Source organism: Porphyromonas somerae (assembly GCF_022845615.1).
Taxonomy (GTDB): Bacteria; Bacteroidota; Bacteroidia; order Bacteroidales; family Porphyromonadaceae; genus Porphyromonas_A; species Porphyromonas_A somerae.
This window is the reverse complement of the sequence record NZ_AP025559.1, coordinates 2,060,961-2,075,760: the sequence shown is the minus strand read 5'-3', so window position 1 is coordinate 2,075,760 and position 14,800 is coordinate 2,060,961. Positions and strand designations below refer to the sequence as shown.

The following is a 14,800-nucleotide window of genomic DNA, read 5'->3' as shown; positions in this document are numbered from 1 at the left end:
TGGACTATGCGTGGAGGGCTTCGCTACTTACTTCTACTCTTTTCGCTACTTTCCGCACTGGTAGTAGAAGCGCAGGAGTTGGCTCCTGTAGTGATGCCTGAGTTGCTCGTATTGGGTAGCCACACTAAGTATGAGGAGGATAATGATGCGGTAGCCCTGATTGAGCGGACTGCTACGCGGGAGCGTGCCGATAGGGCGGCACGGCAGTTGGATTATAGCTTTCAGCAGTCGGAGCAATTGCTCCTGGCACTTGGTCGGGTGGATAAGTGGCGGGGCGCACTGCGTAAGGTGGTGCCTTTCTTTGATCGCTACTTGATTCATTCGCATATTGATGGCACGCCGGTCTTACCGCTTTCGGAGTACCAAAAGGTCTATCTCAAGGGGTACAATCATACGACGCAGCAGCTCAATGAAGCTATCCTATATAGTCAGCATAATGGTTTGGACCAAAATATCAGTGATGGTTCTCAGAGTGTGCGACTGGAGGAGCTATTCTCCAAGGTGGACCTCTTTGAGAAGCATGTGAAGATACTAGATACCAAGCTCCCCGCACCTCTTTCGGAGCAGGCCAGACACCACTACAAATATTATCTCACAGATACCATTATATCGGCTGGGTACGTGGCTCAGGTGGTGGACTTTATCCCACGTCAGCCCCATGCCCCTTCTTTTTCGGGACGGTTGCTGATTGTGGAGGATCATGGCCCGCGATTGCTCAATGCTTACCTTATCTTTCCGAAGCAAATCGATATTAACTTCGTGGAGGATCTTCGTCTGCAGCAACAATTTGTGAAGACCTCAGTTGGTTGGCATCTGAAGGAGGAGCGTCTTGTGGGTAATTTGAAGCTATTTATCAATCTACTCTCTCTCTATGTGGAGCAATCAAGGCACTACGATGAGTATGGCGAGCAATCGCCTGACGCCGAGATTATCGCTCTGAAGCAACCTTTTAATGACTGGCAGGATAGGGAGCTAGCAAAGCCGGTAATCTCTACTGCCATTGCCCGAAACCTACTGACCACCAGCGATGGCCTGCGGAGGTTTATGGGCCAATTCAAACAGCTAGGGTGGCAGCGTGTGGTACTGGAGTTGGTGGATATGGTGAGCCTTAATTACATTCGTACGAAGTGGGACTACAGTAAGATTTACGGAGGAAGCCTCTTTGATCTCGGACCGGTGAATGAGCTGGTCAATGCCAATCATACGGAGGGGCTACGTATCAAGGTGGGAGGAAGGACTACCGGTTATCTCTCGCACCATCACTTCTTTAATGGGTATCTTGCCTATGGATTTAAGGACCGACGCCCTAAGTATGGCGTTGGCTACGCCTATTCTTTTAGACCAAAGCGCTACTTTAGGGAGGAGTTTCCTCAGCACGAGCTATCGCTGAGCTACCAGCACGATATCTATATCCCAGGTCTTGAGGTACAGAATAACGACCGAGATAATATCCTCTATGATGTAGGGGTATCGTATCTGGCGACTACCTCTTATCGAAATCTCTTAACTCTGGAGTATCTAAAGGACTTCAATGCAAGTCTTTCTCTCCGGCTTTATGCCAGCTATAGGGAGGATAGGGCGAGTGGGCCGCTTGATTTTGTGCGGGTTAATCACGACCACTCTCTGCAGAAGTTGCCTAAGATCACCGATGTTTATTCGGGTGTAGAGCTACGGTGGGCTATTGGGGAGCGTATCTTTGATGGCTCTATGCAAAGACACCGGCACTACGCGAATGTATATCGCGAGGTACCGGTGCTAAAGCTTCGCCACGAGTGGGCGGATAAATGGTTGGGGGGTGACTTCCGTAGGCAGCGTACTGAGCTATCTGCTGAGCAGAGACTCTGGATGGGGGTCTTTGGTCGTCTGGACTATCAAGTGACGGTGGGGAAGCTATGGAGCTCGGTGCCCTTCCCTGTCTTGTATACGCCACCTACTAATATCGGAATTATGCATAAGCACAATACGTTCCAATTGCTCAACCCTTTGGAGTTCGTTGCAGATGAGTGGTTGACGGCCTTTATGGAATACCATATGCGTGGCGTGGTCTTTGACCGTATCCCGTTGATCAATAAGTTGCGACTTCGGGGTGTGCTGACGGCCAACTTCCTCTATGGTAACCTCACTGCTAAGAACCGACAAGCTACGGGTAATGAACTATTCGTACTCCCTGTGCATACTACTGAGATGCAGGACCAAGTCTATGCTGAGGTGGGCTTTGGGCTGGAGAATATACTCAAGGTGGTGCGCATTGACGTCTATCGTCGCCTCTCTCCGCTTAAGGCTCACTCCAAAGGTCCATGGGGAGTGAAGCTAGACCTATCGCTTAGCTTTTAGGTGGATAATTCGTTGATTGCTACTGCCTCTGAAGGAAAGGGTGGGGTCGTACAATCGCTTCTCAAAGGGACCATCGACCAATACATCAATCCACTCTAGTAGCGGTGCTCGCTCTGGATCCTCCAGCAGTTCTTCGTAAAGGTAGCCTGTGTAGCACCAGATGCTTAGTCCCGTCTCCTCTCGCACTCTTCTGAGTAGAGGACCGAAGTCGGTGGGGTTGTAGAAGGGGTCTCCGCCACTGAAGGTGACGCCATCGAGTAGGAAGTTGCCCTTAATCTCCTCTATTATGTTGCCTATCCGCTCCTCCGTCAGTGGCTCTCCTGCCTGTGGCGACCAGCTGATCGGGTTGTGGCAACCAGGGCAGGCGTGCCGGCACCCTGCCAAGTAGATGCTATACCTTATCCCATCGCCATCGAGGATGGTCTCGGGAATTACCTTGAGCAGATGGAGCATACCACCTAGGTTAGTAGTAAGATCATCCACTGTGCCGCCATCACTCGTAGGAAGAGGGTGACTGGATAGACGGTAGCATAGACCACCGAGGGGATATTGTTTTTAGTGGCATCTGGGGTAAGCGATAGGGCTGGGGCAAAGGTCATATTTCCAGCCACATACCCTAAGAGGGTGAAGTAATCTAGTTTGAGCCAAAGGCGTCCAATCACGAGGGTGATCCAAAGCGGAATCAACATCATCAGTGCTGCGTAGCCCATCCAGACAAAGCCACCACTCATGAGCTTTTCCACAAAGCTACCCCCGACACTCAGTCCTACGCAGGCTAGGAAGAGGGTAATCCCTATCTCCCGTATCATCATATTGGCACTCTCGGTATTGTGAGTGTTGAGCCTAAACTTTGTTCCGAAGTTGCTCAGTAATATGGCTACAATCAGTGTGCCGCCTGAAAAGCCGAGCTTCACCGGCATACTCATTCCGGAGAGCTGTATCTCCAAGCTCCCAACGAGGACACCTAGCAGTAGTGCCAAGAAGAGTACCAGCAGATTGGGTCGCCTTAGGTTGGTAGCTGAGTTGCCAAGTATCTTCTCCACATGTTTTACGTCCTCCTCTTGTCCTACAATCACCACCGTATCACCTACTTGTAGACGAAGGTCGGGCTTAGCGATTAAGTGGACGCCAGCACGATAAAGGCGTGAGACATTGACATTGTAGAGTGTCCTAAACTTGAGTTGCTCAATGCTCTTGCCAGTGATATTGGGGTGCGTCACTAGCACACGGTGCGATACCAAGGTATTATCGAGTTTAAACCAAGTGGCATCGCTCATCTCGAGCCGACGACCTACGAAGGCAGCGATGGTCTCCACCTCGTCTTGCTCCGAGATAACCAAGAGCTTATCGCCCTCATAGATTTTTGAATTGGAGCTAGCCATCTCCACCTCGCCAGTGCCTTCGTGCAAGATACGCGAGATGACTACCTCGTACTTCTCTAGTAGCATCTTTACGTGGTAGATATCCATCCCGAAGAGGGCAGGATTGGTCACCTCTAGAGAGTAGACTAGGGCTTCTCGTTTCTTCGCCTGCTCCCTCTCCTCCAATTCCTTCTCCTCACGTGCCACATCTATCTTAAAGATCCACTTGATGATTGAAAGGGTGACCACCATCCCAACAATGGCAACTGGATAACCAAGGGCATAACCTATGCCGATATCTTGTGGGGTACTTCCCGAGAGCATTCGTGCTGTCTCCTGTGCCGATGCAAGCGAAGGGGTGTTGGTCACCGCACCCCCTAGGATACCCATCAATGTGGCTATCTGTTCGCTTGAAAAACGGTAGATGAGGTAGGTGACGACTAGTGAGAAAAAGACTGATGCGATAGAGAGTAGATTCAGAGATACGCCTCCTTGCTTGAAGGTGGCAAAGAATCCTGGCCCTACGATCATACCAATACCAAAGATAAAAAGGATCATCCCACTCTCTTTCACAAAGGAGAGCACGTGAGGATCCATTGATAGGCCTAAGTGGCCCATCAATATCCCCACAAAGAGTACCCAGGTGACCCCGAGTGAAAACCCTCGTACCTTTACCTTGCTTAGTGCAGTGCCCACTGTCACCACTAAAGCGAGTACAAACATCGAAGAAGCGATATCCCCACCTAGGAGTAGTTGCTTCAGTACATCCATCATCTTTAATTAGCTTAGTTAATGATGCTTTACACGGTCCCGCTCCTCGGCACGCTTGGCAGAGTTCCACGAGGCGAGGTCACCAGTGAGATAGCCCGTGATCCGCCTCATGCGTTGGATATCCTCGCTTCCGCAGATTGGGCAACGGTCGTAGATCACTCCCTTATAGTGGCAACTCCTACAGGTGTCAATTGGGTGGTTGATAGAGCCGTAGCCAATCTGATTGTCCTTCATCAGCTTCACGATCTTTACGATCGCACGAATGTTTTTCTTCGCTTCACCATCCAGCTCTATATAGGTAATATGCCCACCAAGCGTGAGTGCGTGGAATGGAGCCTCTAGCCTGATCTTATCCGCGATGCGTACCTCCTCCTTTACATCGATATGAAATGAATTGATATAGTACTCTCGATCATTGACCCCAGGTATCTTGCCGTACCGCTTCACGTCGAGCTTAGTAAAGCGACCCGAAAGCCCCTCGGCAGGAGTGGCGAGTACCGAGTAATTGAGGTGATACTTCGCCTTCATCTCGCCTGCCACCTCATTCAGTACCACTAGGCACTCCCGCAAAGTCTCCCACGCAGCAGAGCTCTCGCCGTGTCCCATACCATAAAGTGCATACATCGCATTGTGACCGCCGATAAATCCAATTCCCAGCGTACCGCTATCCAATACCGAGCCTACCTTGTCATTGGGTTTCAAAGCACCGCCTCCCTTCCATACATCGTTGCCCATCATGAATGGGAACTGACGTGCCAGTGCACTCCGTTGGTAGAGATATCGCTCATGCAACTGTTCGCCAACTAGTAGTGCCATCTCTCGTAGCGACTCCTTTAGCTTTTGGATAGATACGCTCAAGATCCGGCCAGAGTCGGCAACCGAACCGCACTCGCGCTCCGCAGCACGACGAGCCTCAATCGCCAGCCTTGGTAGGTTGATAGTGGTAAAGGAGAGATTGCCCCTGCCCACTGAACTTTGTATCCCATTGATATTCTCAAAGACACGGGTGCGACAACCCATCGTTGCAATCTCATACAGATAACGATTAGGATCATCGGCACGCCAAAGTTTATTTTGATTGAAGGGGGTGTCGAGGAATAGGAAGTTGGGGAAGAGTGCCCTTGCTGTGGTCTTGCACGCTTTTAGGAATAGATAGAAGTTGGGTGCTTCAAACTCTAGCTCGCCCCTCATCGCAGCATCAAAGTCGGTAATTGCCAATTCATAGTCACGCTCCGAATAAGAGACCCCCTCCTTCACCTTAAATATCTGAATGGGGAAAACTGGCACCTCACCTCCAGCTCCTAGTCCCTCCATCGTCGCTTCCATCAACTCCTCGATCACCATCTGCCCCTCGGCACTGGTATCGGTGCCGTAGTTAATCGAGCTAAAGACCACCTGGTTGCCGCCTCTGGAGTGCATCGTATTGAGATTGTGGATAAATCCCTCCATCGCCTGGTGCGTATCTCGCCTGGTTAGTTCGCGAGCCTCCGCCACCATCATCTCCAGATCTTCGTAGGCGATAGCATCGTTAGTCACCTTGGAGAGCTCATCATATAGCCCGCGAATCTCCCCCGCACTCGGCATGATGTTGCCTACAGCGTCGGTAATCATCGTTCGCAGTGCCTTCCTCTCAAGGTTCCCCTCACCACTTCTAGCCTTTACCATAAAGGGAATCAGCTCTGCCAAGTGCTTCACAAACGACTTGTATACCCCAGGTGCCATAAAGTAGTCAAAGGCGGGGATTGCCTGCCCTCCGTGCTGCTCATTTTGATTGGTTTGGAAAATGATCGTTGCAAGAGTGGCGTAGCTCTGGATGCTCTGAGGAGTACGGATACTCCCATTCTTTGTGTGGAAACCCCGTTCGTAGAGATCCTTCAGATCGTACTGTACACAAGTGGTGGTCTTGGTGGGGTAGTAGTCGAGGTCGTGTATGTGGATATCCCCACGCCTGTGTGCTTCGGCAAATTCGGGGGAGAGTAGATAGCGGTAGGCATAGTCCTTGGAGACCTCACTCGCGAAGGTCATCATCTGACCAGCTGGAGTGTGGCTACTCATATTGGCATTGCTCAGATTGATATCATTTTCATCGATCCGTACAATCCCATCAAAAGACTTCTTGAGGTCGGTGCGTTTGTGCCGCTGCGTATTGCGCCACTCCCTATAGATAATGTAGCGCTTCGCCACATCGGGGCGCACCTTCATCAGCTCGCCCTCCACAATGTCTTGTACCTCCTCTACCGAAATGGTAGTCTGCTCTATGTGCGACAATACCTGGCAAGTTACCTGCTGTACCTCACCATAATTATCTCCGTTGCCACTCGCTACGTAGGCCTTGAGAATAGCGTTTTCAATCTTAGAGGGGGTAAATGGCTCCTGCACGCCATCCCTCTTAATGATGTAAAGAACTGGATTATTCATATTACTTTAACTCCCGAAAGTTGATTAAATAGGTTTTATAATACGGTAAAATGCATCTGTCGGTCTTCTGACTTATCTCATACACCTCCGTACCTTCCCGCCCACATGGGCAGTGGCAAACGATCGGGGTGCTGTCAAGGCTTCTCAGCCCATCAAGACTTACAGCAGCGGGTACTGTACTGGACTCACACCAGTTTCCCAAGAGGTGAACTCTATCACCTCCACAAATGCACTACAAAGATACCTATTTTTATAGACCTGATAGCATTATATTCAGAAACAAAAATCCTCGGCAGTAACGCCGAGGATATAAAGAAAGTGGAGAATACCGGACTCGAACCGGTCACCTCTACAATGCCATTGTAGCGCTCTAGCCAGATGAGCTAATTCCCCATACTCCCTACAAAGATAACAATAATTAATGATGATAACAATTTATGTCCTGAAAAAGCAGATAAGCCGAAGAATGAGCTCATCCTTCGGCTTATCTATTACTGTTCAGTTAAGTATTTATGGAATAGGGAAGATAAAAGGTTCGCTACCGTTATTTACGAACTTTGCACCACTAGGCATGCTTAGGTGCTTTTGGCTCTTACTCCAATCCCATAGCATAGACTCGTCCTCTGTGATTTCACCTGTTTCTACATTTCTCTTTTTACCATTGAGAGGGTAGTATAGAAGTAGGTTATCATCATTGGCATCTACTAGCTTCCAGGTGTTGTCGAGGATCTCCTTGTCGGTACGTGCCGACTTCCAGAAGCGTACCTCACGAATCAGCTCATTGCTACCGCCAATCCAGAAACCAGTGAGTCCATAAGCTCCAGTACGGATCTCGCGCTCTATGACTTTCACACCATTGACATATACTGAATTAGCCTTACCATCGTACTTAAAGCCGAGCATATACCAGGTATTTGGCTCTGCTGCCAAAGCTTCCTCAGGAATATCAATCTGTGAATTTCCAGTCTTTATCTGTAGCTGATTAGGCTTAATAGTTACGTCACCAAAGCGAATGTAGATCTCGTCGTTCATACTAGAGCCTGTTACCAGCTTGGTACCACAGATTGAGCGGTTATTTTCATTATATGAAGCTCTATTCACCATCACTTCAAGTGTCCAAGTGTCTACCTTAAAGTCGTTGGGGAACATAGATCCATCCTCCGAGCCAGAGCCAACTATTCTAAGAGCCTTTGTGCTGATTCTCTGCTCTAGGACAAGAAGAACCTCGCTCTCGGCATCAATAATGCACTTATTTGAGTTTGTCAACTTTATAGGAAGAGCATAAGTGTACGCAGGATTAAAGACGAGGTCTTTAATTTTCAAGCCCAAAGATTTGATGGATTCGCCACTTTCGAAAGCTATCTCTTTATCTATGCTATACATCTCTGCAGGCAACATTACATAGGTAGTCCCATGAGCTTTGTTATAGGCCTCCAATTGGGTAGCATTTCCAGCTTCCACTCCTACCTTTACCTCTTCGGAAGGTAAGTGAGTCAAAGCGACCTTAATGTCATTAACTACTACATCCTCTTTCTCTACAAAGAATGATTGGATAGTAGAACCACCCTTGATATATACACTTTGACGAGTTAGCTCACCAGGAGCTTGCTTTGGTTTATTGTATAATTCATCTTGGCAGGACGTCAAGGCAAATGACGCAAGCGTTAATGCCGATACAATTATTGATTTTGCAATATTATTCATCTTACAATGTCTATAGAGTCCATTATTACTGATAGTTTCCTGGGTATTTCACATTACCCATGTAGAGGGCTGTACGCAACCACTTATATGGAGGATCATTTGGATAATCATACTCCATGTGATAGGTACCAATACCGCCGATGCGTAGGCCACTAGGAAGGTCTAGTGTTGCATAGTCAAAGATCTGAGCTCCTGGCTTGCCGTTGAACTCAGGGTGAGCACTTGATATGTAGCCAGTGACACCTCCATTTCGCCAAGTTTGCTCAAACTCTACTGTAATGATTGTTTTGCGTTCCCAATCAGTTAGATGAGGCTTGCTTATCTTACGCTGAACATAGCTGGTATGTCTTTCCCAATATGCCTGGTAGATATAATGGTCGATCATCTTTGAGGTCTCAGTGCTCAGCTTATCTGGCTGACCATCCATCACAATCATCTTGCCAAGGGGGTTGAGCTTATCGTACATAGTCTTGATGAAGACATACATATTATTGTTTTGACCCTCATCAGGTCCAATCTCTAGCCAATTAGCGAGTGATCCAGAGTGTCCATAACCTGGCTCGTAATCGATGTCAAAACCATCGAGATCATACTTAATAATAGTATCGCAGATCGCAAGGGCATAGGCCTCTACACCCTTCTTAAAGTCTCCACCACCTTTTTGGTCTACCCAGTAATCGTATGGGTCTAATCCTGGAGGGGTCATCTGGTCTCCAAGGTTCTGTACGATCCAGCATAGCAGTGCCTTAGAGCCCATCACGTTTTGGAAAAACTTAAGGTCGGTCTGCTGCTCAGGTGTTAGATTACCCCTACATCCCCATAGAGATACGAAGTCTACACTATCAGGGATAAACTTTAGGTAGTTCTGTGGGTTGTCTCCTTTACCTGTCCAGTTGCCAAACCATCCAAAGCCCTTGACGTGAGGGGTTTTCTTGTACTCACGGATGGCAGCATAGTATGCTTTCTCTGTCGGAGTCAATTGATCCTCACTGGTCACTTCTATCTTTGGTAGGTGACGCTTAAGCCCTTCTTGGTTTTCGAAAGGAATTCTCTCGGGAGTCAATCCGTTTTGACAGCCTACAAAGGAGAGAATGAGACCTAGCAAAGTGACTAGGAATATTTGATTCTTTCTATTCATCATTTTATCTGCTTTATTCGGTTAATTCTGTGTAGGTCTGTCCTTACGTACCCACCACAATCTCGTAGAGCCAATATCTGGGCCACCTAGTAGCTCAGGTACAATCGCCATATTCTTATTCGTTGAATACTCGGTTGAAGCAAACTTAAATCGCTCAGGAGCAAGAAGCCCTGGACCTTCAATGCGTGCTGGAGCACTTCTATCTACTGGTCTATGGATATAAGGATACCCAGTGCGCCTATACTCGGTCCATGCCTCAATGGCATTTGGGTACATGGCTAGATACTTTTGAGTAATGATCTTTTGAAGTTGCTCCTCTTGCTCGTCCTTTTCTGTAGACATGTAGTCCCAAGATGGGCATACATTATTATTTGATATTCTACTATTATAGATATAGTTCACATACCAATTATTGGTCATAGCAGAGATGTCTGTTGGCTTTACTGTGCGAGTGAGATACTCATCAGCTCCAGACAAGCCATTCTCCTCAAAAGAGAGCTTCACCCCTTTCTCGTAATACTCTTTAGGAGAGCCCTCGTAAAAACCATAGAGTGCTGCTTCAGCCTTCAAGAAAGCTACCTCGGAGGCTCTTAGCCAGTAAATGCCAGTGCTGGCCTCCACATTGGGTTGAGAAGCAAAGAAAGGACTAGTGTCACCAGATTCACTATCTCTCTTTGGCATATCATTGGTGTTGAGTATTGAGTAGTAACCTTCCATTCCCCTAAATGTACCCTTCTTGAAATATTTGCCGATACGAGGGTCGTTGTAGCCATCGAGGTAAGACCAAATAGTACCACCCATTCTAGTCTCACCATAATCTATGGAGGCGAGCATAGGGTTAAGTAGGGTAATCTTACTTGATGACTTTAGAACAGCCTCATCAGCAACAGCCTCAATAACGCCACCATTTGCAGGGTCAAGGGCTTTCGCTATGTATTCTCTAGCAAGCTCTGGAGCTACGAAATGAGTGCGAACAGCCAATCTTAGCATGAGTGAGTTAGCCAGCTTCGTCCACTTTGTAGCATCGCCATTGTATACGAGGTCAAACTTCTCCATTACCTTGTTGGGTGTTGCATTTAGAATTTTTGCGGCATTTTCAAGGTCGCCCAACATACTCTTATATACTACTTCCTGGCTATCTGGCTTTGGCTCAATATCAGCGTCTCCTGCTTGAGTATATACGATAGGTCCGAAGGCATCCGTTGCACGAGTCCAGGCAATTACTTTGAGTACTTGAGCCACGGCAAACATCTGCTGATCAGTTGGCTTTTCACTCTTTCCAATGGTCTGATACACATCATTCCATGCTTGATATGCTTTGGTATACAGGCAGGAAAGGATATACTCCATTCGGTTGTCTGGGTAAGCCCAATTGGACTCTATAGAGAAGTTCCAGTTGTTGTTATTCCCAAAATACCCTATGTAGTTGCCTGATGAGATCAAGTCTGTAGCTTGCAGGTCATTACCTGGTCCAGTAGTTTGATCTGGAGTGCCGATAGGTATTATCTTCTGCATAATGGTCATCACAGGGCTACCCACTGAGCGACCACCTGCATTATTCTCCTCTTCTGTAACGCCATAGATATTGGTGTTCAAATCTGAAGGCATACAGCTGGAAACACCTCCTATAAGTAGTAAGGAAGTCACCAGAATTGCTATTGCATTGTATCTTTTATTCATATCTGATTTCTGCTATTCTCTTTTGTCAAAAACCGAGGTTGATGCTTAACCCAAATCCTCTTTGACTTGGCATAAGGAAGTTGTCATAGCCTTGACCAAATGTACCAGTGCCAGCAGTAAGTTCTGGATCAAATGGAGCCTTGTTGTATATCATCAGCAGGTTGGTCCCATAGACTGCAAATGATGCGCTACGTAGCGTATTGCCCAACCACTTGCTTGGGAGGCTATACGAAAGCCTAAGCTCTTGGAGCCTTACATTTGTCGCTGAGTAGACATAGTATGAGTCTAGCTCAGACACTGCTGTATAGTAGTCCTTGGGATCCATCGTAAAGTCGGCCATCTTGATGCCTCCATTGTCTCGTGCGAGAGCAGACTCCTCGGATACACCATACTTATCTAGCATAGCTTGTGTCTTTGAAATCACTACGCCTCCAATGCGTGCATTGAATAGGAAGTTAAGACCAATCCCCTTGTAGTTGAACCCTTGGGCATACCCCAAATTCCAATCAGGGTTGACGCTACCTAGTTGGTAAGGCTCCACATCTTCTGCGACAGGAGCTTGCCCCTTGGTGTAGTTCATATAGCCATCCTTATCTCGCTTGAGTTGCTTGGTGGCATACATCATACCGATTTCGCCATCTTTGACTAGTCTAAAGCGTCCTTGGTCAATAAATGAGAAGTCTAGTGGAGATCCTGTGATAGGATTCTTAACTACGTTGGCGAGCTCAACGATTCTATTCTTATTGTGTGTAGCAGTAATTACAGAGTTGAAGCCGAAGCCATTCTTGAACTCCTTTTGTAGAGAAAGCGTTAGCTCAATACCTCTATTCTGTACATTACCTGCCTGCACAAACATATAGTTGTAGCCAGCACCTCCAGGCAACTTCTTCTTCAAGAGCTGATTGTAGGTATTGGAGTGGTAAAGAGTAACGCCTAAGTTAATCAGACCACCTGCCCAGCGAGTATCCAGACCGAGCTCGTATGAGCGTGTGCGCTCAGCACGAAGGTCGGGCAGTGGATAATACTCGTATGGTGCTGCTGCACCTCCCTTGATGTCGCGGGTAACAGAGCCTGGGGTAAGTCCAGCAAATGGAATAGGTGAACCTACCTCAGTGTATGATCCACGAATCTTACCAAAGCTCAAGATAGGATTCATCTTAGCTTTTGTATTCTCAGAGAATAGCTCTGTGAACACCAATGAAAGACCCACTGATGGATAGAATATCCATGAGTCATTGGTGCCAATAAGTCTTGAGTTTTGATCCCCACGACCGGTAAGTGTAAGGTAAGCAATAGACTTCCAACCTAATTCGGCCGAGCCGAATACGGCTACGTTTCTAGTCCTATCATTACCACCATCCTCCGATGGTACAGCAGTGGTAGGATTGACATTTGTATAGGTGAACTTATTAGGGAAGGAGAGTAGGTCGCCACCGTAGCCTCTTGACTTGGTGTCGTACTCCTCAAAAGATGATCCTGCATTCACCATAATGTTGAAGTCATCTAGGAAGCTCTTATTGATATTAAGCATCAAGTCCATATACTTTTGCCTGAAGGTAGATTGCTTGTAGCTATATCTACCATTTGGCTTAGCATGGGTACTAATAGTGCTTGCATACCTTTTATCTTCGCTCTCAGTGTAGGTGTTATCTAGACGTACACGACCTGATAGATTAAGCCAATCCGTAAAGTCGTACCCCACCTGACCGTAGAATGTGTATCTGTCGCTAGCTACAGGACGGAGTGTCCTATATGCCTCCCAGTATGGGTTTTGGGTGTTCATACCGAAGTCACCTACTGACCATGACTGCTCGTAGATACCTGTCTCAGGGTTAAAACGCTCAAATTCCTTTTCGCGGTTGAAGTCCTCACCTCTAGGATATAGGTAAGCACCCACAATAGGATTGAAGTAGGTACCATAAGCGATCATATTATTATAATACTCGCGGCTATAGCTAGCAGAGAAGTCTAGGTGAAGTTTGTCTTCAAATAGGCTGGACGTATTACGCACCATCGCATTGTATCGGTGATACTTATTATTGGGGATGATGCCTTTAGAGTTGATAGCAGCTACCGATACATAAGTTTGATTGACCTTGGAACCTACAGAAAGACTTAATGCGTTATTAAACATAAGCCCTGTCTCAAAAAAGTCTCTAGGCTCATAGTTGCTTGGTGTGTCTAGCTTTGCACCCCATGAAAGATAGGATCCTTCGTTGTTTCCATATCTATTCTGGAAGCGTGGAAGAATATAGGCTTGTGAGCCTTCGAAGGAGGTTGAGAAGTTGACCTTTAGTGACCCTTCTTCCCCTTTCTTGGTGTTGATCAAAATAACGCCATTCGCTGCTGCGGCTCCATATAGGGCCGCTGCTGAAGGACCAGTCAGGACGGAGATAGACTCAATATCCTCGGGGTTGAGACTGCCAATACCCTCACTTGACGCAGTACTAGCAAATCCTGATCCATCACCGCCACGATCTGCCTTATTGCCTACTGGAATACCATCGATCACGTAGAGTACATTATTATCTCCAGCGATAGACTTATTACCACGCATCACAACACGTACACCACCACCTACACCAGAAGCACTCTTCTGTATATTGACGCCGGCTACTTTTCCGCTGAGGGAGTTGATAAAGTTGGCGTCTTTGACGGTGGTGAGCTGCTCATTATCGAGCTTTTGGACGTTGTAGGAGAGGGCTTTCTCGGAGCGCTTGATACCGAGTGCCGTTACGACTACTTCGTCGAGGAGCTCTGTATCCTCTTCAATCACGATTTGGATGGAGCTCTGTCCATTGATGGGCACCTCTATGGTCTTATATCCAATGTAGGAGACCCTGATGTGTCCGTTAGCGGGGACAGCCGTGAGTGTAAATTGGCCATCTAGGTTGGTGAGCATACCTTTGGAGGCATCCTCTACCAGCATTACAGTTGCCCCTATGACGGGCTCATTGTGTGTCGCATCTGTGACCACTCCCTTCACGGTAATGGTCTGCGCAAGAGCCATAGGTGCCAGAAGACTCAGAAAGAGTGTACAGAGTAGACTTCTGAGCCATTTTGCTTGACTTAAATTCATACCTTGCTTTTTCAAAAAAATGGAACTATTGTATTATTCTTAATCCTTTACTATTCCTCTACCGTATTGCTCAATGTAGCTCTAGAGTGTGGTTTTCTCATTATGCGGTATTGAGCGTCGCTTTTCCCCTTGCTTCTACTGTAACTATCCGTGGGGAATCTTTCTTCTAAGTGATAATCAACTGCCTACAAACATACCAATCTATTTTGAATTGGCAAAATATTTTATAATGATGAAAGCCTAATGATTATATTTGCTTAATGGAGGTGCTAATTCAGTGCGTTTTGGGGAATGGTTCCGATTATTAGGGGTGCC

8 protein-coding genes, 1 tRNA gene and 1 riboswitch are annotated in these 14,800 nt (G+C 47.2%); of the genes, 1 reads left to right on the top strand and 8 read right to left on the bottom strand.

The annotated features are described in order from the left end of the window. Nucleotides 1-6: 6 nt before the first annotated feature. Nucleotides 7-2,334, top strand: coding sequence for a DUF5686 family protein (locus MWL85_RS08935; RefSeq protein ID WP_244400450.1), 2,328 nt, complete (start codon nt 7-9; stop codon nt 2,332-2,334). Here MWL85_RS08935 and nrdG read toward each other — a convergent pair. The 8 genes from nrdG to MWL85_RS08895 all read right to left on the bottom strand — a co-directional run bounded on the left by nrdG (nt 2,317) and on the right by MWL85_RS08895 (nt 14,485). Next, nucleotides 2,317-2,787: an anaerobic ribonucleoside-triphosphate reductase activating protein gene (gene nrdG, locus MWL85_RS08930; protein WP_244401873.1), complete on the bottom strand. Its 471-nt coding sequence runs from the start codon at nt 2,785-2,787 to the stop codon at nt 2,317-2,319. The genes MWL85_RS08935 and nrdG overlap by 18 nt on opposite strands. Before the next feature lie 5 nt (nt 2,788-2,792). After that, a complete protein-coding gene (locus MWL85_RS08925; protein ID WP_018027660.1) occupies nt 2,793-4,469 on the bottom strand; it encodes a putative transporter in 1,677 nt (558 codons plus the stop codon). Nucleotides 4,470-4,484: 15 nt separating this feature from the next. Then, entirely contained in the window at nt 4,485-6,884 is a 2,400-nt protein-coding gene (locus tag MWL85_RS08920) for an anaerobic ribonucleoside triphosphate reductase (protein ID WP_244400449.1), read from the bottom strand. A 40-nt stretch (nt 6,885-6,924) separates the two neighbouring features. After that, a riboswitch (cobalamin riboswitch) is annotated at nt 6,925-7,128 on the bottom strand. A gap of 75 nt (nt 7,129-7,203) precedes the next feature. Then, nucleotides 7,204-7,277 (bottom strand) — tRNA-Ala (locus MWL85_RS08915). A gap of 117 nt (nt 7,278-7,394) precedes the next feature. Next, nucleotides 7,395-8,588, bottom strand: a complete 1,194-nt coding sequence (locus tag MWL85_RS08910; protein ID WP_018027662.1) for a BT_3987 domain-containing protein — start codon at nt 8,586-8,588, stop codon at nt 7,395-7,397. Between the two features lie 25 nt (nt 8,589-8,613). Beyond that, complete coding sequence (locus tag MWL85_RS08905; RefSeq protein ID WP_018027663.1) at nt 8,614-9,729, bottom strand: glycoside hydrolase family 18; 1,116 nt, start codon at nt 9,727-9,729, stop codon at nt 8,614-8,616. Nucleotides 9,730-9,747: 18 nt separating this feature from the next. Further along, a complete protein-coding gene (locus MWL85_RS08900) occupies nt 9,748-11,406 on the bottom strand; it encodes a SusD/RagB family nutrient-binding outer membrane lipoprotein (RefSeq protein WP_021903399.1) in 1,659 nt (552 codons plus the stop codon). Nucleotides 11,407-11,431: 25 nt separating this feature from the next. Then, nucleotides 11,432-14,485: a SusC/RagA family TonB-linked outer membrane protein gene (locus MWL85_RS08895; RefSeq protein WP_021903400.1), complete on the bottom strand. Its 3,054-nt coding sequence runs from the start codon at nt 14,483-14,485 to the stop codon at nt 11,432-11,434. Between the last annotated feature and the right edge of the window lie 315 nt (nt 14,486-14,800).